Origin of the sequence: Pseudomonas sp. NFX224, assembly GCF_048565165.1 — a bacterium.
GTDB lineage: Bacteria > Pseudomonadota > Gammaproteobacteria > Pseudomonadales > Pseudomonadaceae > Aquipseudomonas.
The window spans coordinates 5,302,971-5,328,035 of the sequence record NZ_CP183416.1 but is presented as its reverse complement, the minus strand read 5'-3'; the positions used below and the strand labels follow the sequence as shown (position 1 = coordinate 5,328,035).

The window sequence follows — 25,065 nt, the reverse complement described above, 5'->3', positions numbered from 1 at the left end:
AAATTCATGTGTGCGGCGATGATCGCTGGATTGCCGGGTCAGGGAAACGTGACCGGCGTACAACCCAAAAAACCCTCAGCCGTTTTGTACAGTGCAGTGGACGGCGGCAGTCTGCCAGCCGTCACATCCTACAGGCTCCTGCGTACAGCTTTGATAAATGCCTGAATCCTTGCGTGATCCTTGATGCCCTTGCTCGCCTCTACCCCGCCGCTGACATCCACGGCATAAGGCCGGACCCGGGCCACTGCATCGGCGACGTTATCCGGGGTCAATCCGCCCGCGAGAATGATCGGCTTGCTCAAGCCTTGAGGTATCAGTGACCAGTCGAACGCCTCGCCGGTTCCACCGGGAATGCCTTCGACATAGGCGTCGAGCAGGATGCCGCTGGCACTCGGATAAGCCTCGCACGCCACGGCAATGTCGTCGCCGGCCTTGACCCGCAACGCCTTGATGTACGGACGATCCCAGCTTTCGCACTCCGCGGCGCTTTCATCGCCATGGAACTGCAAAAGATCCAGCGGCACGGCATCGAGGATCTCGCTCAACTCGGCACGGCTGGCATTGACGAACAAACCGACGGTCGTGACAAACGGCGGCAGCGCCTTGACGATCGCGCGCGCCTGCTGGAACGTCACCGCCCGCGGACTCTTGGCATAAAACACAAATCCGATGGCATCAGCCCCGGCTTCGACCGCTGCCAACGCATCCTCTATGCGGGTAATCCCGCAAATTTTGCTGCGAACGGCTGACATGTCGATAAAACCCCACGGCAAATCCGAGAAAGTCCCGGATGGTAACAAAAGCGTTCGAGGGCGTCAGCCGTCAAGTTCGGAGAAACCGGTGAGGAAGTGTGGGCCAATGTAACGCTCGGGCAATTCGAACTCGTCGCGGTACTCGACCTGCACCAGATACAGGCCAAACGGATGCGCCGTCACCCCGCCGGAACGGCGAATACGGCTTTCCAGCACTTCCTTCATCCACTCCACCGGGCGCTCGCCGGCACCGATGGTCATCAGCACACCGGCAATGTTGCGCACCATGTGATGCAGGAAGGCGCTGGCACGGATATCCAGCACGATCATCTTGCCGTGACGCGTGACCCGCAGGTGATGCAGCTCCTTGATTGGCGACTTCGCCTGGCACTGACCGGCACGGAAAGCGCTGAAGTCATGGGTGCCCACCAGGTATTGGGCCGCTTCGGCCATACGCTCGACGTCCAGCGGACGGTGGTTCCAGGTGATTTCTTCGTTCAGGTGCGCCGGACGGATCTGATCGTTGTAGATCACGTAGCGATAACGCCGGGCGATGGCCTTGAACCGCGCATGAAAATGCGCGGGCATGACTTTGGCCCAACTGACACTGACATCATGCGGCAAGTTGATGTTGGCACCCATGACCCAGGCTTTCATCGACCGCTCGACCTGGGTATCGAAATGCACCACTTGCCCGCAAGCATGCACGCCAGCGTCGGTGCGCCCGGCGCACAGCAGTGAAACCGGCGAATCGGCGACTTTGGACAAGGCGTTTTCGAGAGTTTCCTGCACAGTGAGCACGCCGGAGGCCTGGCGCTGCCAGCCGCGATACCGCGAGCCTTTGTATTCGACGCCCAACGCGATCCGGTAAAAGCCCTCGGCTGCCAGTTCGGCGGCCGGGTTATCTATATTTGCCAAGGAAGGACAGCCTGCTGATGTACGCAAAGGCGGGCATTATAAGGTGCTCGGACGGGGATGCCAGTGACATCTCCATTGACGGTTCCGGCTTGCCCGCGATGAGGCCCCACACCGATTCCATTAAAACCCCGCCAGAAACAAAAACGGCAGCCTCAATAGGCTGCCGCTTTGTCTAGCGATTGACTCAAGCCAAACGCGAAAGCATCTCCTTGGCTTCGCTCTTCTGCCCGGCATCGCCTTCGGTCACCACCTCATTGAGGATGTCGCGGGCGCCGTCATTGTCGCCCATGTCGATGTAGGCCTGGGCCAGATCGAGCTTGGTAGCGACTTCGTCGGTGCCGGACAGGAAATCGAAGTCCGGTTCGTCATCCACGGTAGCCAAGGCATCGTCCACGGTGAACGTTGGCTCGCTGATGCTCTGGGACAGGCGATCCAGTTCGGCGTTGACGTCATCCAGCTCAGCGGCAAAGGCGTCTGGCGCGTCCATCTCGTCGGCCAGCGACAAGTCGAAATCAGCCGGCAGCTCCAGGTCGTCCAGCGGTGCTTCGGCCACTGTTGGCGCTTCCACCGGTGGCAGATCCTTCACGCCCTCATCCAGATCCAGCAGGAAATCGTCTTCCGCCAGAATGGCCGGGGACGGTTCGGCACCGAGGTCCATGTCCAGATCGAAATCCGACAGGTCGTCGAGGCTTTCCTTGATTTCAGTCTGCTGCTGCAACACCGCCCCGAAGCTCAGGTCGTCGTCCAGGGGGAAATCTTCCAGCTCGTCCAGCGTCGCAATCGGCTCTGGTTCCGCCTGCGGCGCTGGCGCAGCAGCTGCCGGAGTGATGTTGTCCAGGTCATCAAGACTCAAATCGAACGCGCTGTCGAGGTCGTCGACGACCGGCGCTGGTACGGGTTCAGCAGCGACCGGTGTGACGTTTTCCAGGTCGTCGAGACTCAGATCGAACGCACTGTCGAAGTCGTCGTCAAGCGGCGCGGGCTCTGGTACTGGTGCTTGCGGCTCGTCCAGCAGCAAGTCCTTGACGTATTGTGCGTCCAGCTCGGCCGCGACGGCAGCTGCAGCGATACCGCCAGCAGCGACCAGCGCCATGGCCGGGAAACGGCTTTTCAGTTTTTCGACCTGGGCGAAGTTGTCGCCATTGGCCACCAGTTGACGCTCTTGAACCACGAACGCATCGCGGTCGCCCTGCAGACCGTAGACTTCCATCAGCTTGAGACGCAGATCACTGCGCTGTGGCTCTTGCTTGATGCCCTCTTCCAGCAGCGCGGCAGCCTGATTCAGACGACCGGCAGCGATATGCGACTGGGCCTGACCCAACACATCGTCCGAGCGCTCGGCGGCTGGAGAAACCAACGGCGCTGCAATCGGTGGTGTTACCACGACCGGTGCAATCACTGGAGCTGGCGCGGGTGCCGGAATGGTCGCACGCTTCACGCTTGGCGGTGGAACTTCCAGGCCTTCGAAGCTGCTTTCCGGCAGGTCGAGTTCGGCGGAGAACTCTTGCTCTTCGGCCAGGGCACGGGCCATGCGCAGGTGTTTCTCGGCTTCCTGCTGGGCCTTGCGGCGACGAGCCAGCAACAGCAACAACAGCAATACGACGACTGCCCCGCCACCGGCCAACCCCAATAGCCACGGGTTGGTCAGCAACTCGTTGAAATTCTGCTCGTCGGAGGCAGCCGGTTTAGGCTCGACGGGCTGCTCGACTGGCGCCGGAGTGGCTTCAGGAGTCGCCGCTGCCGGTGCCGGGGTGGCTGGCGCTGGTTCGGCAGGTGTTCCCGCCGGGCCGGATGCCAGCTCAGCGGTGATCGCCGGAGCGGTCGCAGCAGTAGCGGCAGCCGGCGCGCCCGCGGCGCCTTCGGCTTGCAACTTGGCCAGTTGATTGCTCTTCAGTTCGATCAGGCGTTGCAGCTTGTCCATCTGACTTTGCAGATCGGCCACGCGGCTTTTCAGTTCGGCATTGTCACGACGGGTCGTGTCTAGGCTTTCCTGGGTGACGGCCAATTTGTTACCCAAGGCCTTGGCATCACCTGCCGCACCTTTGCCACCGGCCTTGCCGGACTCCGCGGACACCAGGCTCAGCTTGTCCTGACCGGTTTGCGTGGCAGGCGCGTCACCACGACCGCGATTGGTCGCATCGAGCTGCTGCTGCCCGGTCCCAGGCTTCGCCACATAGCGACGACCCTGGCGCCACGCCGTGTTCTGCGCCGCCACTTCGGCAATGGCCTTGGGTTGCGGCAGGCTGGTGCTTTGCGCCTGATCCGGCAGGCGCAGCACTTGCCCGGTTTTCAAGCGGTTGATGTTGCCGTCGATAAAGGCATCCGGGTTCAGCGCCTGGATGGCCAGCATGGTTTGTTGAATCGAACCGCCGTTACGCGCCTTCGCCGCGATTTCCCACAGGGTATCGCGCGGCGTGGTGGTGTATTGGGACGGTTTGGTCGCGCCGGTGACAGGGGTGGTGCCGGTCGGCGCCGGTTGCGCAGCCGCTTCAGCGGTTTGCGGCGAGAATTTGGACGGATCAAGCAGCACGCTGTAGTCGCGCAACAGACGACCGTTGGGCCACATCACCTGAACCAGGAATTTCACCATGGGTTCGGAGAGCGGCTTGTTGGAGGTCACACGCAGGATGCTTTTGCCGCTGGCGTTGAGTACCGGGGTAAAGGTCAAGTCGTTGAGAAACGCCTGGCGGTCGACACCGGCCTTGGCGAAATCTTCAGGAGAAGCCAGGCTCGGCACCACTTCGGCAGCAGTGAGATCCTTGACATCGAGCAGCTCGATTTCCGCCACCAGCGGCTGGTTGAGCGTCGATTTCAGGGTCAGCTCCCCGAGCCCGAGGGCATGCGCCATACCGGAGGACAGCGCCGAGGCGGCCGCTATTGCTAACACCAGTTTGCGAACTTGAACCATAGCTCATCCTTAGTTTGAACATTCCTCGGCCAGCGAGAAGGTGTTGATTGCCGCTGCCGTAAGGCGTTGCGCGCGATCAAGTATCTTTTACAGCAGGTCTTTAATCAACAACTCAGCCAGCTGCACGGCATTGAGCGCGGCGCCCTTGCGTACGTTATCTGACGTCAGCCACATATTTAGTTCCGACAGGTCGTCGATACCGTGACGAACCCGACCAACGTAGACCACATCCTGCCCGACCGCATCGCCGACCGGGGTTGGAAAATCACCAGCCTCGACCAGTTCGATGCCGGGGGCGTCTTCCAGTGCAGCGTTGACTTTCGACAGGTCGATATCGCTTGCGGACTGCAGGGTCACGCTATAGCTATCGCCAAAAAACACCGGGGCTTGAATGCAAGTAACGGATATTTTCAAAGAAGGCAGCGCCATCACCTGCCGCAACTCTCGCACCAGTCGTTTTTCCAGCAGCGTATGGCCCTGCTCGTCCGGCTTGCCGACTTGTGCCAGCAGGTTGAATGCCATCTGCCGATCAAAGAACTTCGGCTCCAGTGGACGCACGTTTAATAGCTCGGCGGTCTGCCGCGCCAGTTCACTGACGGCCTCGCGGCCTTGAGCCGACACTGCCAGGCTGGCGGTCAGGCTGACGCGCTGCAAGTCAAGCAAGCCCAGCAATGGCGCGAGCACCACCGCCAACGCGGTGGCCGATGGGCTCGGGCTGCTGACCTGGAACGGCTTTTTCAGACCGACCAGTACTTGGGCGTTGGCTTCCGGCACCACTTGCGGCGCTTGTTCGGCGGACAAGGCGCCGGACAGGTCGATGATCGAGCAACCGGCAGCCGTGGCGCGGGAAGCGAAACTCAGGGTCACGGCGGGACCTGCGGCAAAGAACACCAGTTGCACCTTGCCGAAGTCGAACTCATCGACTTCGCGCACGCGCATGTTCTTGCCGCGAAACGGCACCGAACTGCCGGCGGATTCGCTACTGGCCAGCAGGTGCAGATTGCCGATCGGGAAGTCGCGCTCTTCGAGAATCTGCACCAGCGTTTCGCCGACAGTACCGGTGGCGCCGATCACGGCAATATCAATGGACTGGCTCATGGTTCTACCTCTGGCGAAACGGGGGGAGCGGCACTTTACCGGGTGGGTGGGACGCAGGCAATTGATGCACGACACCTTGTAGCAGCTGCCGAAGGCTGCGTTCGGGGACGAAGTCCTCGCCCGAGGGGGGGCCTGATCACTCAGGAGGACCGCGTCTTTAGTATTTACGACTGCTGCGCAGCCGAACGCAGTCTTCGGCAGCGGCTACAGGGATCAATCAACCTGCGAAAAAAAAACCCGCACCTCTTTCAAGGCGCGGGTTCGTTCATTGCATCAATCGATCAACGCTCAAGCAGGATCCGCAGCATGCGGCGCAGCGGTTCGGCCGCGCCCCACAGCAGTTGGTCGCCGACGGTGAACGCGCCGAGGAACTGCGAACCCATGTTCAGCTTGCGCAGACGGCCGACCGGAATGTTCAGGGTGCCGGTGACCTTGTTCGGGCTCAGCTCCTGAATGCTGGCATCGCGGTTGTTCGGCACCAGCTTGACCCAAGGGTTGTGCTGGCTGATCAGCCCTTCGATATCGGCCATCGGCACATCTTTGTTCAGCTTGATGGTCAGTGCCTGGCTGTGGCAACGCATGGCGCCGATGCGCACGCAGATGCCATCCACCGGGATCGGGCTCTTAAAGCGACCGAGAATCTTGTTGGTCTCGGCCTGGGCCTTCCACTCTTCGCGGCTTTGACCGTTCGGCAGTTCCTTGTCGATCCACGGGATCAGGCTGCCGGCCAGCGGTACACCGAAGTTCTCGGTCGGGTACGCGTCACTGCGCATGGCTTCGGCCACACGACGGTCGATGTCGAGGATCGCACTGGCCGGGTCAGCCAGTTGATCGGCGACAGCGGCGTGGGTCGTGCCCATCTGCTTGATCAGTTCACGCATGTTCTGCGCGCCGGCACCGGAGGCCGCCTGATAAGTCATGGCGCTCATCCATTCCACCAGGCCGGCTTCGAACAGACCGCCCAGCCCCATCAGCATCAGGCTGACGGTGCAGTTGCCGCCGATGTAGTTCTTGGTGCCCGCGTCCAGTTGCTGGTCGATAACCTTGCGGTTGACCGGATCCAGAACGATGACCGCGTCATCCTGCATGCGCAGGCTTGAAGCGGCGTCGATCCAGTAACCCTGCCAGCCGGCCTCGCGCAGCTTGGGGAACACTTCGCTGGTGTAGTCGCCACCCTGGCAGGTCAGAATCACGTCAAGGGTTTTCAGCTCTTCAATGCTGTAAGCGTCCTTGAGCGGAGCAATGTCCTTGCCCACGGACGGGCCTTGGCCACCGACATTGGAAGTGGTGAAAAACACCGGCTCGATAAGATCGAAATCCTGCTCTTCCAGCATCCGCTGCATGAGCACGGAACCGACCATACCGCGCCAACCGATCAGACCTACACGTTTCATCGCAACTACACCTTCTTGAAATGTGGGCCGCTGCTTTGTCTTGAATTTGGCAGCGGGCCCGAGAGATTACAGATTCCGCAGCGCGGCGACTACTGCGTCGCCCATTTCCTGCGTACCGACTTTAGTGCAACCGGCCGACCAGATATCACCGGTACGCAAGCCCTGATCCAGCACCAGGCTGACGGCTTTCTCGATGGCATCGGCCGCGGCCTGCTGGTTGAAGCTGTAACGCAACATCATCGACACCGACAAAATGGTCGCCAGCGGGTTGGCAATGCCTTGGCCCGCGATGTCCGGCGCCGAACCGTGGCACGGCTCGTACATGCCCTTGTTGTGGGTGTCCAGGGACGCCGAAGGCAGCATACCGATGGAACCGGTGAGCATCGAAGCCTGATCGGACAGGATGTCGCCGAACATGTTGTCGGTGACGATGACGTCGAACTGCTTCGGTGCACGCACCAGCTGCATCGCGGCGTTGTCGACGTACATGTGGCTCAGTTCGACTTGCGGGTAATCCTTGGCCACTTCTTCGACGATTTCACGCCACAGTTGGCTGGAAGCCAGCACGTTGGCCTTGTCCACCGAGCACAGCTTCTTGCCACGGACCATCGCCATGTCGAAACCGACACGGGCGATGCGACGGATTTCGCTTTCGCTGTACGGCAGGGTGTCGTAGGACTGGCGCTCGCCGTTTTCCAGGGTACGGGTGCCGCGTGGCGCGCCGAAGTAGATGCCGCCGGTCAGTTCGCGAACGATCAGGATGTCCAGGCCAGCAACGATTTCCGGCTTCAAGCTGGAAGCCTCGGCCAGTTGCGGGTACAGGATGGCCGGACGCAGATTGCCGAACAGGCCCAGTTGCGCACGGATTTTCAGCAGGCCGCGCTCAGGACGGATGTCACGCTCGATAGCGTCCCATTTCGGTCCGCCGACCGCACCCAACAGCACGGCATCGGCTGCGCGGGCACGCTCCAGGGTTTCGTCAGCCAGTGGCACGCCGTGCTTGTCGATGGCAGCGCCGCCGATCACGTCGTGGCTCAGCTCGAAGCCCAAGGCGAACTTGTCGCTGGCCAATTCCAGCACCTTGACCGCTTCGGCCATGATTTCCGGGCCAATACCGTCACCTGGGAGAATCAGAATCTGCTTGCTCATGCTTTCCTCATGTCTTCAGTCGGTGCGCCATCAACCGGCGCGCCCGGAAAAATGCTTATCGTTCGGCGCTTATCGTTCAGCCATCAGCACGAGTACATCCGTACTAAACGAACCATCGGCCTCAATCTCAAAATATTCGCGTACTTCGTTGCCCATCGATTGCTGCAGTTCGCGGATCGCTGCACGCATCACTTGCGGTGTGCGCATGCGTTCGACCCAGCTGTTGAATTCCAGGCGCAGACGCTGACGCGTGGTACTGCGGGTATGCAACCCCGCTTCGCTGACCTGACGCAACCACTCGCCGGCGGAATAATCGCGCACATGGCTGGTGTCGCGCAGCACTTCGACGCTTTGCAGGTAAGTGTCGAACAACGGACTGCCCGGTGACAACACATCGATGAACGCTGCCACGCCACCTGGCTTCAACACTCGACGCACTTCGCGCAGGGCCAGGCCGAGATCGCTCCAGTGGTGCGCCGAATAACGGCTGAATACGAAATCGAACTCACCGTCGGCGAATGGCAGGCGCTCGGCGGCACCGTTGACCGTGGACACGTTGCTCAACCCACGGTCGACAGCAGCGGCCGTCACCACGTCGAGCATTTGCTGCGACAAGTCATACGCCACCACTTCTTTCACCAACGAGGCGACGTGAAAACTCACGTGGCCGGCGCCGCAGCCCAAATCCAGAACCCTGGCATCGCCCTGCCCCGCCAGCTCCGCCTGTAGCAGCGCGAATTCAGTGCCTTGAGCGTGGACGGCGCTGCTCAGGTAGGCCGAAGCCTGTTCACCGAATTGCTTCTGGACTACCTGGGTGTGCTGGGCAGTGCTGGTCATGGGGACTTCCTTTTTGGGGTGAGTCTTGTGGTGTCTCTACTGCCGCCATCGCTAGCAGGCCAGCTCCCACATTGGATCTCCTGTGGGAGCTGGCTTGCCAGCGATGGGGCCGGCCCTGACTACATCAATCTCGGATCAATCACGCGTCGCGAAACAACCACGGCTGGCTCGCACGATGTTTGGCTTCAAACGTCGCAATCGCATCGCCGTCCTGCAAGGTCAGGCCGATGTCGTCCAGGCCGTTGAGCAGGCAGTGTTTGCGGAAGGCGTCGATTTCGAAGTTCAACACCTTGCCGTCCGGGCGGCTCACGGTCTGGGCTTGCAGATCGATCTGCAACTGGTAACCCGGATCGGCTTCCACCTGCTGGAACAGCTCATCGACTTCAGCGTCACTCAAGATGATCGGCAGCAAGCCGTTCTTGAAGCTGTTGTTGAAGAAGATGTCGGCGTAGCTCGGCGCAATGATGCTGCGGAAACCGTATTCTTCCAGCGCCCACGGCGCGTGCTCGCGGCTGGAGCCGCAACCGAAGTTTTCGCGGGCCAGCAACACACTGGCGCCCTGGTAGCGTTCGGCGTTGAGGACGAAGTCCTTGTTCAGCGGACGCTTGGAGTTGTCCTGGTACGGCTGCCCCACATCGAGGTAGCGCCACTCGTCGAACAGGTTCGGGCCGAAACCGGTGCGCTTGATCGACTTCAAAAATTGCTTCGGAATGATCTGGTCGGTGTCGACGTTGGCACGATCCAAAGGCGCGACAAGTCCAGTGTGCTGGGTAAAAGCTTTCATGCTGCGCTCCTTAGATCAATTCACGGACGTCGACGAAACGACCGTTCACAGCGGCGGCGGCGGCCATGGCCGGGCTGACGAGGTGAGTGCGACCACCCGCGCCCTGACGGCCTTCGAAGTTACGGTTGGACGTCGAGGCGCAATGCTCGCCGGACTCCAAACGGTCCGGGTTCATCGCCAGGCACATCGAGCAACCTGGCTCGCGCCACTCGAAACCGGCTTCGAGGAAAATCTTGTCCAGGCCTTCCGACTCAGCCTGCGCCTTCACCAGACCCGAGCCCGGCACCACGATGGCCTGCTTGATGGTCGAGGCCACTTTGCGGCCTTTGGCGATAACGGCGGCTGCGCGCAAATCTTCGATCCGCGAGTTGGTGCACGAACCGATGAACACACGATCCAGCTGAATGTCGGTGATCGCCTGATTGGCGGTCAAACCCATGTATTTCAAGGCGCGCTCAATGGAACCGCGCTTGACCAGGTCCATTTCCTTCGCAGGATCCGGCACGCTCTGATCCACGGCCAACACCATTTCAGGCGAAGTGCCCCAGCTGACTTGCGGCTTGATCTGAGTCGCGTCGAGCTCGACGATGGTGTCGAACTTCGCATCGGCGTCGGACACCAGGTCCTTCCAGGCTTCGACGGCCAAATCCCATTCCGCGCCTTTCGGGGCAAATGGACGACCTTTAACGTAGGCCACGGTTTTTTCGTCAGCCGCCACCAGACCTACGCGAGCGCCAGCCTCGATCGACATGTTGCAAATGGTCATGCGGCCTTCAACGGACAGGTCGCGAATCGCGCTGCCAGCGAATTCGATGGCGTGGCCGTTACCGCCGGCGGTGCCGATCTTGCCGATCACGGCGAGGACGATGTCCTTGGCGGTCACGCCGAACGGCAATTCGCCCTCGACCGACACCAGCATGTTCTTCATTTTCTTGGCGACCAGGCACTGAGTGGCGAGCACGTGCTCGACCTCGGAAGTGCCGATACCGTGAGCCAGAGCGCCGAATGCACCGTGGGTCGAAGTATGGGAGTCGCCGCAGACCACGGTCATGCCCGGCAAGGTGGCGCCCTGCTCCGGGCCGATGACGTGGACGATGCCTTGGCGGACGTCGTTCATCTTGAACTCGACGATGCCGTACTCATCGCAGTTGTCGTCGAGGGTCTGGACCTGCAAACGCGAGACCTGGTCGGCAATGGCTTCGATGCCGCCCTTGCGCTCCGGAGTGGTCGGAACGTTGTGGTCCGGGGTCGCGATGTTGGCATCGATGCGCCAAGGCTTGCGCCCGGCCAGACGCAGACCTTCGAAGGCTTGCGGCGAGGTCACTTCGTGGATGATGTGACGATCGATGTAGATCAGCGCAGAGCCATCGTCGCGCTGCTTGACCAAATGCGAATCCCAGAGCTTGTCGTAGAGCGTTTTGCCGGCCATCAGACGGTTCCTCATCAGCTTGTTTCTATGCCCTGGGTCTTGAGTGATTCAATAACCCTTTGGCTTGTGAGGCTGATCCTATGGGGTTACATTAAATAACTCAAATTCATATTTTTTATGCTTTGGATAACCAACTGGAATACGACCATGGACCTGGCCAACCTCAATGCCTTTATAGCCATCGCCGAGACCGGAAGTTTCTCCGGCGCGGGCGAACGGCTGCACCTGACACAGCCGGCGATCAGCAAGCGCATCGCCGGGCTGGAGCAGCAATTGAAGGTGCGACTGTTCGATCGACTGGGCCGCGAGGTCGGGCTGACCGAGGCGGGCCGCGCCCTGCTGCCGCGGGCCTACCAGATTCTGAATGTCCTTGATGATACGCGCCGCGCCCTGACCAACCTCACCGGCGAGGTGACCGGTCGTCTGACCCTCGCCACCAGTCACCACATCGGCCTGCACCGTTTGCCACCCTTATTAAGGGAGTTCACTCGACGTTATCCCGAGGTTGCACTGGATATTCAGTTTCTCGATTCGGAAGTGGCCTACGAAGAAATTCTTCATGGCCGCGCGGAACTGGCGGTCATTACCCTGGCGCCGGAGCCCCACGCATTGGTCAAGGCCACGCCGGTGTGGGACGACCCGCTGGACTTCGTGGTCGCACCGGAGCACTCGCTGCTCAATAACGGCAAGGTCAGCCTCGCGGATATCGCCCGCCACCCGGCAGTGTTCCCCGGCGGCAACACCTTTACACACCACATCGTCCAGCGCCTGTTCGAGGCCCAGGGCCTGACGCCGAACATCGCCATGAGCACCAATTACCTGGAAACCATCAAGATGATGGTGTCAATTGGCCTGGCCTGGAGTGTGCTGCCGCGCACCATGCTCGATGATCAAGTTGCACGAATACCTTTGCCGGGCATACAACTGTCCCGCCAGCTAGGCTATATCCTGCACACAGAACGGACGCTGTCGAATGCCGCACGCGCCTTCATGGCCTTGCTGGACGCTCAAATCGATCTGCCAGGGACTCAAGGCTAACTTGTGCTACTCCTATAGAGCCGCGAAAACCTGTCACAAATAGCCCATTCAGCTTAAGGCTTGCCAATGCCGAAATCTGTTGACCGTATTCCGCCGATGCCGCGCATCCAGGCACTTGACCCGAAAAGCTCCGAACAGAGCTGGGAAAGTGCCCCACAATTGCTGGCAGCCCTGAACGGCGCACGTTTGGGCGCTTGGTATTGGGATATCGAGCGCGGGCAGATCAGTTGGTCGCGGGGTACGCAGGCACTGTTCGGCTTCGATCCCCGGCAACCGTTGCCGGCGGATCTGCAATACCTCGATTTGCTGCCACCCGAAGACCGGGCGAAAACCGTCCGCGCCTTCCATGCGGTGATCGCCGGCGCACCGCTGGAGCATGCGATGCACCACCGCATTCGCTGGCCCGACGGCAGCCTGCACTGGCTGGAGATCAACGGCAGCCTGCTGCCGGACAAACACGGACGCCCCCGAATGATCGGCGTGATCCGCGAGATCACCCACCAGCGCCAACGCGAGCAGGCGTTGAGCAGTTCGGAAAAACGCTTCGCCACGCTGTTTCACCTGTGCCCGAACATGGTCCTGCTGACTCGCCAGGAAGACGGCCTGATCACCGAAGCCAACCAGTATTTCGAAAGCCTGTTCGGTTGGCCGGTGCAGGACGCGATTGGCCGCACCACTCTGGAATTGGGCTTATGGGTGCACCCCGAGCAGCGGGCGGAGCTGGTCAAAGCCACCAAGGCCCAAGGTGAGTTGACCAGCATGGAGGTGCAGTTTCGCGCCAGCAATGGTCAGATCCACGACGGCATCCTCAGCGCGCAGAAGGTCGAACTCGAAGGTCAACCCTATCTGCTCAGCACGTTCCTCGACACCACCGAACGCAAAGCCGCCGAGCACGCACTCAAAGACAGTCAGGAACGCCTCGACCTGGCCCTGGACTCGGCGCAACTCGGTACCTGGGACTGGCACATTCCCAGCGGCATGCTCTACGGTTCGGCCCGCGCCGCACAGTTGCACGGCCTCGAAGCCAAGCCTTTTCATGAGTCCTTCGACGAGTTCTTCGAAGGCGTGCCCGGCGAAGAGCGCGACACCATGCGTGACGCCTACCGCAGCCTGCGCGAAGGCCCGGCCGGCAACTACCAACTGACCTATCGCGTGCAATTGGCGGACGGCAGCTCACGCTATCTGGAAAGCCGAGCCCGGCTCTATCGCGATGAAAACGGCGTGCCGCTGCGCATGGCCGGCACCTTGCTCGACATCACCGACCAGGTCGAACGCGAACAACTGCTGGTGGCCTCCGAAGAGAAATTCGCCACGCTGTTCCAGGTCAGCCCGGACCCGATCTGCGTGACCCGCCAGGACACCGGCCAGTTCATCGAGATCAACTCCAGTTTCACCCAGACCTTCGGCTGGAGCGCCGCCGACGTGATCGGTCGCAGCGCCGACGAAATCGGCCTGTGGGATGCCTCGGCGAAAAGCTTGCAACGGATCGAACAGGTGATTCGCGAACAAGGCCTCAATAACGTAGCGATTCTCGTCCAGCACAAGGACGGGCAATCCCTGACCTGCGTGATTTCCAGCCGGCAGATCAGCGTCGGCGACCAGCCATGCATCGTCACCACCCTGCGCGACATCACCCAACAGCAACGCTCGGAAGCAGCGCTGAAGGCCAGCGAAGAGAAATTCGCCAAGGCGTTTCATTCCAGCCCCGACGCCATCACCATCACCGAACGCGACACCGGACGCTATCTGGAGGTCAACGACGGCTTCTGTCGCTTGACCGGTTATCGCGCCGATGAAGTGATTGGCCGCACGGTTTATCAGGTCGGGATCTGGGCTGAAGAAAAGCAACGCTCGGCGCTGTTGGCCGAACTGCAGATCAAGGGCCGGGTTCATCATCAGGAAATGCTCGGGCGCAACAAACGCGGCGAGTTACTGACCGTCGAAGTCTCGGTGGAACCGATCACCCTCAACGAAACCGCGTGCCTGTTGCTGACTGCGCGGGACGTCAGCCTGCTGAAAAACGCCGAGGCGCAGATCCGCCACCTCGCCTACCACGACCCGCTGACCAACCTGCCCAACCGCGCCCTGCTGATGGATCGCCTGAGCCAGCAAATCGCCCTGCTCAAGCGGCACAACCTGCGCGGTGCGCTGATGTTCCTCGACCTCGACCACTTCAAGCACATCAACGACTCCCTCGGCCATCCGGTGGGCGATACGGTGCTGAAAATCATCACTGCGCGCCTGGAAGCCAGCGTGCGCATGGAAGACACCGTCGCGCGCCTGGGCGGTGACGAGTTCGTGGTGTTGCTCAGCGGCCTTGAAGGCTCGCGCAACGATGTCAGCGTCCAGGTGCGACAACTGGCCGATACCTTGCGCGAATTGCTGTCCGAGCCGATGTTCCTTGACGGCCAACGCCTGCAAGTGACGCCGAGTATCGGCATCGCGCTGATTCCCGATCACGGCTCCACGCCGACCGACCTGCTCAAGCGTGCCGACATTGCTCTTTATCGCGCCAAGGATTCGGGGCGCAATACCGCGCAGATGTATCACAACACCATGCAGAAGGCCGCGAGCGAACGCCTGCGCATGGAAACCGACCTGCGCCTGGCCCTGTCACGCGGCGAGTTCCGCGTGCATTACCAACCGCAGCTTGATGCGCGGGATAACCGCATCGTCGGCGCCGAAGCGCTAGTGCGCTGGAACCATCCGGAACTTGGCGCACAATCGCCGACCGAATTCATCAAGGTGCTGGAGGACAGTGGCCTGATCCTGGAGGTAGGCACCTGGATTCTCGACGAAGCGTGCCAGGCCTGCCGCCTGATGATCGCCAACGGCCTGGTGGATCCACTCGATTTCAGCCTGTGCGTGAACATCAGCCCACGGCAGTTCCGCCAGAACGACTTCGTCGAACGCGTCGAGGAAAGCCTCGCCAGCTATGGCCTGCCCTGCTCGCTACTTAAACTGGAAATCACCGAAGGCATCGTCATCCAGAACCTGGAAGACACCATCAGCAAAATGCGTCAGCTGAAAAAGCTCGGTGTCAGTTTCGCCATGGATGACTTCGGCACCGGCTACTCGTCGCTGACCTACCTCAAGCGCCTGCCGGTCGACACGCTGAAAATCGACCAGTCATTCATCCGCGACGCCACCACCGACCCCAACGACGCCGAGATCATCCGCGCCATCGTCGCCATGGCCCGCAGCCTGGAATTGAAAGTGATTGCCGAAGGTGTCGAAACGCCGGAACAATTGGAGTTCCTGCAAGGGCTGGGCTGTCACTTCTATCAAGGGTATCTGCACAGCAAGCCGCTGCCGGTGGAAGAGTTTCAAAAATTGCTCAGGTGATACGGGTCATTGCAGGAGCAAGCTCGCTCCTGCAGAAATCGCCCCCATACCTTCGTATAAATCATTAAAACCCAGACATGACGCCACTGACCCTGAGTAGGAGTGACGCAGTATCGAGTGCACCGTACATTCATCCCATGGCAGACAAACGTCCCGCCCCCGCTAGCCAATGATCGCGACAACCGATCATTTTCCCTGAGCAACACCCCGGCGTCTCTTCCCGATCACACGGCCGGGTTTTCTGCGCCCGCATACTCGTTATGCGGGCGCTTTTTTTTGGTTCTTCACGGATTACCGGGAAAGACGCTCTTGATCTTCATGAAAAAGAATTCGCTATCCCGGTAACCGTACGCCATCCGTTTGATGACCTTTATTCGATTGTTTATACCTTCCAACTGCCCTGTGTGCATCGGCCAGCGAACCCGACTGACGATGCCTCGCCAGTAAGCCTTCAGCCGATTGGCGAACTGGATCAGTGCCGGTAGTTCGCTTTCATGAGCATGGCGCAGCCATTGCTTCCAGGCCGATCGCCAAGCCCAGGCAGCACTCGGTGTCCAGAGTGTTTTGAGCTCAGCCTTCATCAAATACACCGTCATCAGCGATTGGTTGGCCGCCAACAAATCTTGCAAGCGAACCTGCTGTTCCGGCGTTTTCAGATTCTGTGGATTGCGCAGCAACAGCCATCGCGCCTGCTTGATGACCTTGCGAGCCGGCTTGTCATGACGCAATCGGTTAGCTTCGTCGACGCGGACCCGGTCAATGACCTCTCGGCCATATTTGGCCACCACATGAAAGAGGTCGTAGACCACACGCGCTTTCGGGCAGTGCTGACGAACCTCCAGGTCAAACGCAGTGTTCATGTCCATTGCCACCGCTTCGATTCGAGCACATCCCTCTGGCCCAAGCTCTTCGAAAAAGGGCCGAACTGCCGCCCGGCTGCGGCCTTCGCCGATCCATAGCACTCGTCGCGTATCGGCATCCAACACAACACTGGCGTAGCGATGCCCTTTAAACAGCGCGAATTCATCCATCACCAGGCGTCGTGGTTGAGCCGTCGGCAACTCGCTCAATGCCGCTTGCAAGGCCCGACGCTCCAGCAACCGCACGGTGTCCCAATGCAGCCCAAACATCTGGGCCACGTGCAGGGTGGGAAGGCGTTCGCTGGCCTGAATAACCGCATCAGCCAAGCGGCGTGTCATGCGCGCATAGCGATCCAGCCAACTCACGGCCTCCATGCGTTTGCCACAGTCGCGGCAGCCAACGCGCCTGAGCAGCACGCTGAGGCGTACCGCGCGGCCGAGAATGGGCAAATCGCGAACGGTTCGCTCGCAATACTCATGAGTGGTTGAACAAGGCTTTTGGCAGCCGCCACAGGAAGGAAATCGGGTGGCGTGGGGAGTCAGTTCGATCCGTAGGGCATCACCCTCAGGCTTGATCGTGACGACAGAAAAGCCCTCCCAAAACGGAAGGAAAGTATTAATATCGCGCATAAGAACGCCGGTTTGTTAGATGTGTTTGCTCGCACGAACATCATCAATCAAATCGGCGTTCTTGTTTCTGTGTTTCCCGGGATTCCGTGAAGAACCTTTTTTTTGACATTAAGGTGATCCATGGGTGAATACCGCAAATTATGGTGGTCGTTGATTGGCGTCCTCGGCGTGACCTTCTGCCTGCTCGGCTGGTTCGGCCACGAGATCTATCGACAGGCACCGCCAATTCCCGATGAAGTGCAAAGCGTCGAAGGCAAAACCCTTTTCCGCGCAGGCGATATTCTTGATGGCCAAACCGCGTGGCAAAGCGTCGGTGGCATGCAGCTGGGCTCGATCTGGGGCCACGGCGCCTATCAGGCACCGGACTGGACCGCCGACTGGCTGCATCGCGAATTGCTCGCCTGGCTGGACCTGGCGGCGCAGCAGAATTACGCCAAGGCCTATCAGGATATCGATGACGACCAGCAGGCCCTGCTGCGCCATCAACTCAAACGCGAGTACCGTGGCAATCGACTGGTCGATGGCACGCTGGTCCTCAGTGATCGCCGCGTCCAGGCCATTGCGCAAACTGCCGCGTATTACCAAGACCTATTCGGCAACGCCGCTTCGCTGCATCAAAGCCGCGAAAGCTTTGCCATGAAAGAAAACACCCTGCCCGACGCCGCCCGACGCGAGCAGTTGACGCAGTTTTTCTTCTGGACTGCATGGGCAGCCGCCACCGAACGCGATGGCCAGAGCGCGACATTCACCAACAACTGGCCCCATGAGCCGTTGATCGACAACCAGCCGACCGCCGAAAACATGGTCTGGTCGATCGTCAGCATCGTCGTGCTGTTGGCAGGTATTGGCTTCCTGGTCTGGGGCTGGGCGTTCCTGCGTAATCACGACGAAGGCGAACCCAAGATTCCGGCACAGGACCCGCTGAGTCTGATCAAACTTACGCCTTCGCAAAAGGCCCTGGGCAAATACCTGTTGCTGGTCGGCGCACTGTTCGGCTTCCAGGTGCTGATGGGCGGCGTGACGGCGCACTACACGGTCGAGGGCCAGGATTTCTATGGGCTGCCGCTGTCGAAGTGGTTCCCCTACTCGCTGACCCGAACCTGGCATTTGCAGAGTGCAATGTTCTGGATCGCCACCGGATTTCTTGCAGCCGGACTGTTCCTGGCGCCGTTCATCAACGGCGGCAAAGACCCGAAGTGGCAAAAACTCGGCGTAGATGTGCTGTTCTGGGCGCTGGTGTTGGTCGTTGTCGGCTCGTATGCCGGCAACTTCCTCGCCATTGCTCAACTGATGCCGGCGCAATGGAGCTTCTGGCTCGGCCACCAGGGTTACGAGTACGTTGACCTCGGACGTCTGTGGCAAATCGCCAAGTTTGCCGGGATCGTGTTCTGGCTGGTGCTGATGTTGCGCGCGATGGTCCCGGCCCTGCGCCAGCCCGGCGACAAAAACCTGCTGGCCTTGCTGGCCGCGTCGGTAATCGCCATCGGCCTGTTCTACGGTGCAGGCCTGTTTTATGGCGAGCGCACCAACCTGTCGGTCATGGAGTACTGGCGCTGGTGGGTCGTGCATCTGTGGGTCGAAGGCTTCTTCGAGGTGTTCGCCACCACTGCCCTGGCTTTCATTTTCACCAGCATGGGGCTGGTCTCCAAACGCCTGGCCACCACCGCGACCCTCGGTTCGGCCTCGTTGTTCATGCTCGGCGGCGTACCCGGCACCTTCCACCACATCTACTTCGCCGGGACCACTACGCCAGTGATGGCGGTCGGCGCAACCTTCAGCGCCCTGGAAGTGGTGCCGCTGATTTTGCTTGGCTATGAAGCCTGGGAAAACTGGCGCCTGAAAGAGCGCGCGCCGTGGATGGCACCGCTGCGTTGGCCGTTGCAGTTCTTCATCGCTACTGCGTTCTGGAACATGCTCGGCGCCGGTGTATTCGGCTTCCTCATCAATCCACCGATCGCGCTGTATTACATACAGGGCCTGAACACCACGCCATTGCATGCACATGCGGCGTTATTCGGGGTTTATGGCTCCCTGGCGCTGGGCTTCAGCTTGCTGATCCTGCGTTACCTGCGACCTGACTTGCAGCTCAACAACCGGCTGATGAACACCGGTTTCTGGTGGCTCAACGGCGGCCTGATGCTGATGATCGTCACCAGTCTGTTGCCGATTGGCATCCTGCAGTTTTACGCCAGCGCCAGCCAAGGCCTGTGGTACGCCCGCAGCGAAGCGTTCATGCAGCAAGATTTGCTGCAAACCCTGCGCTGGGTGCGCACGTTCGGTGACATCGTGTTCCTGGTCGGCGCGTTTGCGGTGATCTGGCAGATCGTCGGCGGCTTGCTGTTTTCGTCCCGGCATCCCCGCGCGATAGAATCTGCAACGATTGCGGAAAAACGTTAATTCGCAGGCACAAAAAAGGGCGCCGTTGGCGCCCTTCTTGTTGCTCTGGAAGAGATAACTCAGAGATTCTTTCAGGCCGCGTCCGCCACCGGCAACCCCAGCAAACGCGAAACGTTATCCAGTTCGGTCTCGCGACGCAGAACGGTGAACAGCTCTACGGCTTCAGGATAATTGCGGGTCAGCATCGCCAGCCATTGCTTCAAGCGGCCCGGCGATTGACGCGCGGTCATCTGCGCCTTGGCCTGCAGCCAGAAGTCCTGGATCAACGGCAACAGCTCGGCCCAGGTCATCTCCACGACCTCTTCACCGGCCCGTGCCGCGGCGATTTGCATTGCCAGGTCGGGACGCGAAACCAGGCCGCGACCGAGCATGATGTCTTCAACGCCGCTGATCTCGCGGCAACGACGCCAGTCTTCGACGCTCCAGATATCACCGTTGGCGAACACCGGCACTTTGACCACGTCTTGCACGCGTGGAATCCATTCCCAATGCGCTGGCGGCTTGTAGCCGTCGACCTTGGTTCGCGCGTGGACCACGATGTGTTCAGCGCCGCCTTCGGCCAACGCCGTGGCACACACCAGCGAGCCGTCGGGACTGTCGAAGCCCAGGCGCATCTTGGCGGTGACGGGAATGTGCGCCGGAACGGCGCGACGGACGTGTTCGACGATCTGGTTGAGCAGTTCAGGTTCTTTCAGCAGAACTGCGCCGCCACGGGATTTATTCACGGTCTTGGCCGGGCAACCGAAGTTCAGGTCGATCACTTCCGAGCCCAACTCGCAGGCCAGTGCGGCGTTTTCCGCCAGGCACACCGGATCGGAACCCAGCAACTGCACGCGCAGCGGCACACCGGACGCGGTGCGGGCACCGTTGAGCAACTCCGGGCCGAACTTGTGGAAATAGGCCGGTGTGAGCAACTGGTCGTTGACCCGAATGAACTCGGTCACACACCAATCGATGCCGCCCACTCGGGTCAGCACGTCGCGCAGGATGTCGTCGACCAACCCCTCCATGGGCGCCAAAGCAATTTGCATGGGAAAAACACTACTCAAGGAAAAAACGTGCAGCAGTTTACTGGATTACTGGGTAAATCTGCAGAACATCGCAGATCCATTGTGGGAGATTCTATGTTGCACAAGGAAAGCATCATGAATGCCAAAGTAGAAGTCGGCATCAAACTGCGCGGTGCAGAGAAGCTCGCGCGGATTCCGGTGAAGATCATTCCCACCGATGAGTCCCCGCGCAAACCCGACTGGATTCGCGTGCGCATGCCAACCTCCCCCGAGGTCGACCGCATCAAGCAACTGCTGCGCAAACACGAGCTGCACAGCGTCTGCGAAGAAGCCTCCTGCCCGAACCTCGGCGAGTGTTTTTCCGGGGGCACGGCGACGTTCATGATCATGGGCGACATCTGCACCCGCCGCTGTCCGTTCTGCGACGTCGGCCACGGACGTCCGAAACCGCTGGATGTCGACGAGCCGACCAACCTCGCCGTGGCCATCGCCGAATTACGCTTTAAGTACGTGGTGATCACCTAGGTGGATCGCGACGATTTGCGCGATGGCGGCGCTCAACACTTTGTCGATCGCCTGCGCGAGATCCGCAAGCTGTCGCCGGGCATTCAACTGGAAACCCTGGTGCCGGATTATCGCGGGCGCATGGACGTCGCCTTGGCGATCACCGCATCGGAACCGCCGGATGTGTTCAACCACAACCTGGAAACCGTGCCGCGTTTGTATAAGGCCGCGCGGCCGGGTTCGGATTTCGAGTGGTCGCTGGACCTGTTGCAGAACTTCAAGCAACGGGTGCCGCAGGTGCCGACCAAATCCGGACTGATGCTGGGCCTGGGTGAAACCGATGAGGAAGTGATCGAAGTCATGCAGCGCATGCGCGACCACGACATCGACATGCTCACCCTCGGCCAGTACTTGCAACCGTCGCGCAGTCACTTGCCGGTCCAGCGTTTCGTGCACCCGGACGTGTTTGCCTGGTTCGCCGAGGAAGGCGCACGCATGGGTTTCAAAAACGTCGCGTCCGGCACCATTGGTGCGCTCGTCCTATCATGCCGATCAACAACTTCATGGAGGTGGAGCGGGTTTCAAGCCATGATGAGGTGACTGGTCATGCATGGAGCCGTTTGCGATGTCGCGTTCACCCTGTCTGTTGCTGCTGTGCCTGTGCCTTGCCACGCCGTGTATGGCCGAGGAATCGAAACCCGAACACATGGTCTATCTGCGCACGATCGATCCGGGTATCGAGCAGGACATCCGCTACGCCAGCGCCCACAACTTCACCGGGCATCCGCTCGACGGTTACCAGGCCGCCGAGTGCCTGTTGTCAGTGGACGCCGCCAAGGCTCTGGCCCGGGCACAAACGGCCCTTGAGGCCGACGGCTACGGTTTGAAGGTGTTCGACTGCTATCGCCCCGCTCGGGCAGTCGCCGACATGGGCCGTTTCGCCACGGAGCCGGGCGACCCACGCAAGGCTGAATTCTATCCACGGGTAGACAAACAGGACTTCTGGCGCCTGGGTTACGTGGCGCGGGTGTCCAATCACTCCCGTGGCAGTACGGTCGACCTCACCCTGACCGGCCCGGGCGCCCTGGCCGCCGACACCTGGACGCCTGCCGCCACGCCGGTCGATTGCACCGCGCCTTATGGTCAGCGCTGGCACGATGGCGCCGTCGACATGGGCACTGGGTTCGACTGTTTCGATGAGCGCGCACATACCGATTCATCACTGATCAGCGCGGCAGCCAAGGACAATCGCCAGCGACTCAGCCGTGCGATGGAGAAGGAAGGATTTATCGGTTACGCCAACGAGTGGTGGCACTTCACGTACAGCCGGGACGCGTCATTGAAGACCGTCATGGACTTCCCCATTACGCCGTTGGCGCCATGAGCCACCTGATCGGGGTCTGGTCATTGCTGATGCTGCTGTTGCCCGGTGCAGCCATGGCTCAGGGACTCGACGGCAGCGGTCAGTTGATTGTTGTCACCAGCAAAAACTGGGATGACATCCAGGGCATCGCCCAGCGCTATGAACGGCACGGCGACCGATTTGAAAAGTTCGAAGCCGCATTTCCCGTGGTGCTCGGGAAAAATGGCATGGGCTGGGGCAAGGGCCTGAAAATCGTCGAGCAACCTCAGGGCCCGATCAAACAGGAAGGCGATGGCAAGGCCCCGGCCGGGATGTTCAAACTGGGAACAGTGTTCGGCTACGACGCTTCAGCCAGCACTCGCCTGCCTTATCTCGCGCTGACCCCGACCATCGAATGCGTGGATGACAGCCAGTCGGCGCGCTACAACCAGCTCGTCGATGGCTTCAGCATGGAAAAAGACTGGAACAGCGCCGAACGCATGCGACGCAAGGACGATCTGTATCGCCAAGGGATTTTCATCGAGCACAACACGCCTGCGTCTCCCGGCGCAGGCTCCTGCATATTCTTCCACATCTGGCGCAGCTCGACAGCGCCGACCCGAGGCTGCACCGCCATGGCCCCGGAAGATATTGCTCGCCTGCTCACCTGGCTCGACTCGCGCCAGTCCCCGCTGCTGGTGCAGCTGCCCCAGGCGCAATACGAGCTGTTGCGTGAACGCTGGAAGCTTCCGCAGCGCTGATTTCAGGTACACGCTTTGTCTGACGGAACGTGCACGCCGTCTCAACAAACGGCGTCACGATCAGGCTATAGAGCGTCAGGTAACGCTCCTGATCCGCTTCACCGGTGCCGAAGCGAATGGCCTCGGGTTTCGCCTGCGTGACGTAAAGCGTGCCGAACATCCAGTCCCAGAGTGACAGGTTCACACCGAAGTTCTTGTTCATGTGCCGAGGCGCATCGCTGTGATGGATCTGGTGCTGCGCTGGACTGTTCAGCACATGCTCGACCGCCGGACCGAACGACAGCCAGACATGGCTGTGGCGCAGGTTCGCCGCCAATGCATTGAGGATGAACACTATGTAGGTCACGCCGAACAGCGTGTAGCGGCTGATCTCCCCGCCGCAGGCGTACCAGAACACGCCAGCAAACGCGCTGATGAACACGATGTCGATCAGCCGCTCGACCATTTTTTCGACGAAGTGCACGCGGCTGGCCGTCACCGGAACCAGCACCGGCGCCGAATGATGGACTTTGTGGAAGGCCCACAAGTAGCGCGAGTGATAAGCACGGTGCGCCCAGTAGTGGATGAAGTCCTGCAGCAAGAACACGCCCAGCCCGTAGAGCAAGGACAGCGCCAAGTGTTCCTCCACCTGCACCCGCGCGCCCCACAGGTGGGTGAAAAAGCGGATGTAGTCACCGGAGCGCAGCACGTACGGATCGACCAGCCCGACAATCGGCACCACCAGCATGACTTTGAGGATCGCGCGCACGAAGTAGTAGCGGTAATCGAGCAATGCCGAAGGATGAAAATGCACGCGGTTGCCGCCGATGAACTGCCAGAACGTGTGTGCGTCGGCCAGCCCGCGAGCCTTCCTGAAGCGGAACAGAGCGTAAGCAACGGCATAGGAGGTAAAGAGAAAAGCCACACAGAGGCGGCCATTGAGGTCGAACAGGCCAAGAAACTGCTCGCTGACAGGTGCGATGACCCACCTGAACAGGTATTGGTAGAACGGTGCGAGAACATCCATGAACGGCTGCCCCTGTCGAAGTGCAAAATCGCTTCCTGCAGGAGCACGGCTTGCCGGCAAGCCGTGCTCCTGCAAGTGCTGCTTCATCCTTGGCAGACCAGCAAGTGTAGACGCTATTGAGGATGTATCTTATTCAGGCCTGTGAGCTTCGGCAACGGATATCCCCAATGCCGATGTCCGGGAGAACAGGGTTCTGCTCGGGTTTGTCGAGCCGTTGCTGGAAGCGTCTGCTGTGCTGCGCGAGAGCGACGGTCCGCTGGTGGGCTTGCCTGCCTACATCGAGGCGCGGATTTGCGATTTGCGACCTGAGACACCTTGTAGGAGTGAGCAGTCTCGCTCCTACAGGGAATGTGGTGATTTCAAAAGTGAATGCCCTTGGTTGGGACCACGTCGATCCGGGCCACCGAACCGGTGAGGCGCGCCCAATCCTTATTGTGCTCGGCAATGATGTCGTCAGCGGTGAGGTTGCCGATGTCGACGGTGGAATGCGCGTCGTTCGCCAGCACCACGTCATAGCCCAGTTTCAGCGCCTGACGCACAGTGGCGTTGACGCAGTAATCGGTTTGCAGACCGCAAATGACCAGGCGTTCAAAGTCTTCTTTGGGCAAATGCTTTTGCAGGTTGGTCTGGTAGAACGAATCCCCGGCGGTCTTGCGTACGCGCAGGTCCTTTGGCGCCGTTTGCAGCCCTTCAGCCAGTTGCCAGCCAGCCGCATCGTACGTTAAGAGACCCTCCGCCTCTTCGTGCTGAATCAAAACCACCGGAACACCGGCATTGCGCGCCCGCGTCGAAAGGTCGTTGATGGTTTTGATTACACGTTCGATCTCGAAGCACTTGTATTCACCCGAGCATAGCGCCTGCTGGACGTCGATGATTAACAGTGCAGTGGTCATGGTTCCTTCC

General features: G+C 60.3%; 18 protein-coding genes and 1 pseudogene. 6 read left to right on the top strand and 13 right to left on the bottom strand.

The annotated features are described in order from the left end of the window. Positions 1–128: 128 nt before the first annotated feature. The 9 genes from ACNYC6_RS24280 to leuC all read right to left on the bottom strand — a co-directional run bounded on the left by ACNYC6_RS24280 (position 129) and on the right by leuC (position 11,269). On the bottom strand, positions 129–752 hold the full coding sequence (locus ACNYC6_RS24280; RefSeq protein ID WP_419709493.1) for a phosphoribosylanthranilate isomerase: 624 nt from the start codon (positions 750–752) through the stop codon (positions 129–131). Positions 753–815: 63 nt separating this feature from the next. Next, positions 816–1,670 carry a tRNA pseudouridine(38-40) synthase TruA gene (gene truA, locus ACNYC6_RS24275; protein ID WP_416128319.1) on the bottom strand — a complete coding sequence of 285 codons (855 nt, stop codon included), beginning with the start codon at positions 1,668–1,670 and terminating at the stop codon, positions 816–818. A gap of 184 nt (positions 1,671–1,854) precedes the next feature. Beyond that, on the bottom strand, positions 1,855–4,578 hold the full coding sequence (locus ACNYC6_RS24270) for a FimV/HubP family polar landmark protein (RefSeq protein ID WP_419709492.1): 2,724 nt from the start codon (positions 4,576–4,578) through the stop codon (positions 1,855–1,857). Positions 4,579–4,665: 87 nt separating this feature from the next. Next, the gene (locus ACNYC6_RS24265; protein ID WP_419709491.1) at positions 4,666–5,676 is read right to left on the bottom strand and encodes an aspartate-semialdehyde dehydrogenase; all 1,011 of its coding nucleotides are present in this window, start codon (positions 5,674–5,676) and stop codon (positions 4,666–4,668) included. Positions 5,677–5,957: 281 nt separating this feature from the next. Continuing rightward, entirely contained in the window at positions 5,958–7,070 is a 1,113-nt protein-coding gene (gene asd / locus ACNYC6_RS24260; RefSeq protein ID WP_419709490.1) for an aspartate-semialdehyde dehydrogenase, read from the bottom strand. Between the two features lie 66 nt (positions 7,071–7,136). Then, on the bottom strand, positions 7,137–8,219 hold the full coding sequence (gene leuB, locus ACNYC6_RS24255) for a 3-isopropylmalate dehydrogenase (RefSeq protein WP_419709489.1): 1,083 nt from the start codon (positions 8,217–8,219) through the stop codon (positions 7,137–7,139). A gap of 69 nt (positions 8,220–8,288) precedes the next feature. Further along, entirely contained in the window at positions 8,289–9,056 is a 768-nt protein-coding gene (locus ACNYC6_RS24250) for a class I SAM-dependent methyltransferase (RefSeq protein ID WP_419709488.1), read from the bottom strand. Positions 9,057–9,195: 139 nt separating this feature from the next. Then, positions 9,196–9,840, bottom strand: coding sequence for a 3-isopropylmalate dehydratase small subunit (gene leuD, locus ACNYC6_RS24245; protein ID WP_419709487.1), 645 nt, complete (start codon positions 9,838–9,840; stop codon positions 9,196–9,198). Positions 9,841–9,850: 10 nt separating this feature from the next. Then, on the bottom strand, positions 9,851–11,269 hold the full coding sequence (leuC, locus tag ACNYC6_RS24240; RefSeq protein ID WP_419709486.1) for a 3-isopropylmalate dehydratase large subunit: 1,419 nt from the start codon (positions 11,267–11,269) through the stop codon (positions 9,851–9,853). A gap of 147 nt (positions 11,270–11,416) precedes the next feature. Here leuC and ACNYC6_RS24235 point away from each other — a divergent pair, with 147 nt between their 5' ends. Next, a complete protein-coding gene (locus ACNYC6_RS24235; protein WP_338585800.1) occupies positions 11,417–12,307 on the top strand; it encodes a LysR family transcriptional regulator in 891 nt (296 codons plus the stop codon). A gap of 66 nt (positions 12,308–12,373) precedes the next feature. Beyond that, positions 12,374–15,652: a PAS domain S-box protein gene (locus ACNYC6_RS24230; RefSeq protein ID WP_419709485.1), complete on the top strand. Its 3,279-nt coding sequence runs from the start codon at positions 12,374–12,376 to the stop codon at positions 15,650–15,652. A gap of 284 nt (positions 15,653–15,936) precedes the next feature. On the opposite strand, the gene ACNYC6_RS24225 is transcribed toward ACNYC6_RS24230, so the two are convergent. Beyond that, positions 15,937–17,142, bottom strand: a complete 1,206-nt coding sequence (locus ACNYC6_RS24225) for an ISL3 family transposase (protein ID WP_419709226.1) — start codon at positions 17,140–17,142, stop codon at positions 15,937–15,939. Positions 17,143–17,262: 120 nt separating this feature from the next. Between ACNYC6_RS24225 and ACNYC6_RS24220 the strand changes: the two genes are divergently transcribed. After that, entirely contained in the window at positions 17,263–19,539 is a 2,277-nt protein-coding gene (locus ACNYC6_RS24220) for a nitric-oxide reductase large subunit (protein WP_419709484.1), read from the top strand. Positions 19,540–19,610: 71 nt separating this feature from the next. On the opposite strand, the gene ACNYC6_RS24215 is transcribed toward ACNYC6_RS24220, so the two are convergent. Further along, complete coding sequence (locus ACNYC6_RS24215) at positions 19,611–20,570, bottom strand: tRNA dihydrouridine synthase (protein ID WP_419709483.1); 960 nt, start codon at positions 20,568–20,570, stop codon at positions 19,611–19,613. Between the two features lie 93 nt (positions 20,571–20,663). Here ACNYC6_RS24215 and lipA point away from each other — a divergent pair. The 3 genes and pseudogenes from lipA (at position 20,664) to ACNYC6_RS24200 (ending at position 23,156) form a co-directional block, all read left to right on the top strand. Next, positions 20,664–21,645, top strand: a pseudogene (gene lipA, locus ACNYC6_RS24210) (lipoyl synthase). 33 nt (positions 21,646–21,678) lie between these two features. Further along, a complete protein-coding gene (locus tag ACNYC6_RS24205; protein WP_419709482.1) occupies positions 21,679–22,437 on the top strand; it encodes a M15 family metallopeptidase in 759 nt (252 codons plus the stop codon). Next, a complete protein-coding gene (locus ACNYC6_RS24200) occupies positions 22,434–23,156 on the top strand; it encodes a L,D-transpeptidase family protein (protein WP_419709481.1) in 723 nt (240 codons plus the stop codon). Before ACNYC6_RS24205 ends, ACNYC6_RS24200 begins: the two co-directional genes overlap by 4 nt. Here ACNYC6_RS24200 and ACNYC6_RS24195 read toward each other — a convergent pair. After that, positions 23,059–24,162, bottom strand: a complete 1,104-nt coding sequence (locus ACNYC6_RS24195; RefSeq protein WP_419709480.1) for a sterol desaturase family protein — start codon at positions 24,160–24,162, stop codon at positions 23,059–23,061. The genes ACNYC6_RS24200 and ACNYC6_RS24195 overlap by 98 nt on opposite strands. A gap of 359 nt (positions 24,163–24,521) precedes the next feature. Next, on the bottom strand, positions 24,522–25,055 hold the full coding sequence (locus ACNYC6_RS24190) for a cysteine hydrolase family protein (RefSeq protein ID WP_419709479.1): 534 nt from the start codon (positions 25,053–25,055) through the stop codon (positions 24,522–24,524). Positions 25,056–25,065 lie beyond the last annotated feature (10 nt).

Coding starts and splice junctions, on each gene's coding strand:
- ACNYC6_RS24205 (WP_419709482.1), top strand. CDS start 21,679: ATGTCGCGTTCACCCTGTCTGTTGCTGCTGTGCCTGTGCCTTGCCACG.
- ACNYC6_RS24270 (WP_419709492.1), bottom strand. CDS start 4,578: ATGGTTCAAGTTCGCAAACTGGTGTTAGCAATAGCGGCCGCCTCGGCG.
- asd (WP_419709490.1), bottom strand. CDS start 7,070: ATGAAACGTGTAGGTCTGATCGGTTGGCGCGGTATGGTCGGTTCCGTG.
- leuD (WP_419709487.1), bottom strand. CDS start 9,840: ATGAAAGCTTTTACCCAGCACACTGGACTTGTCGCGCCTTTGGATCGT.
- ACNYC6_RS24280 (WP_419709493.1), bottom strand. CDS start 752: ATGTCAGCCGTTCGCAGCAAAATTTGCGGGATTACCCGCATAGAGGAT.
- ACNYC6_RS24190 (WP_419709479.1), bottom strand. CDS start 25,055: ATGACCACTGCACTGTTAATCATCGACGTCCAGCAGGCGCTATGCTCG.
- leuC (WP_419709486.1), bottom strand. CDS start 11,269: ATGGCCGGCAAAACGCTCTACGACAAGCTCTGGGATTCGCATTTGGTC.
- ACNYC6_RS24225 (WP_419709226.1), bottom strand. CDS start 17,142: ATGCGCGATATTAATACTTTCCTTCCGTTTTGGGAGGGCTTTTCTGTC.
- ACNYC6_RS24235 (WP_338585800.1), top strand. CDS start 11,417: ATGGACCTGGCCAACCTCAATGCCTTTATAGCCATCGCCGAGACCGGA.
- ACNYC6_RS24230 (WP_419709485.1), top strand. CDS start 12,374: ATGCCGAAATCTGTTGACCGTATTCCGCCGATGCCGCGCATCCAGGCA.
- ACNYC6_RS24220 (WP_419709484.1), top strand. CDS start 17,263: ATGGGTGAATACCGCAAATTATGGTGGTCGTTGATTGGCGTCCTCGGC.
- leuB (WP_419709489.1), bottom strand. CDS start 8,219: ATGAGCAAGCAGATTCTGATTCTCCCAGGTGACGGTATTGGCCCGGAA.
- ACNYC6_RS24215 (WP_419709483.1), bottom strand. CDS start 20,570: ATGCAAATTGCTTTGGCGCCCATGGAGGGGTTGGTCGACGACATCCTG.
- ACNYC6_RS24195 (WP_419709480.1), bottom strand. CDS start 24,162: ATGGATGTTCTCGCACCGTTCTACCAATACCTGTTCAGGTGGGTCATC.
- ACNYC6_RS24250 (WP_419709488.1), bottom strand. CDS start 9,056: ATGACCAGCACTGCCCAGCACACCCAGGTAGTCCAGAAGCAATTCGGT.
- ACNYC6_RS24200 (WP_419709481.1), top strand. CDS start 22,434: ATGAGCCACCTGATCGGGGTCTGGTCATTGCTGATGCTGCTGTTGCCC.
- ACNYC6_RS24265 (WP_419709491.1), bottom strand. CDS start 5,676: ATGAGCCAGTCCATTGATATTGCCGTGATCGGCGCCACCGGTACTGTC.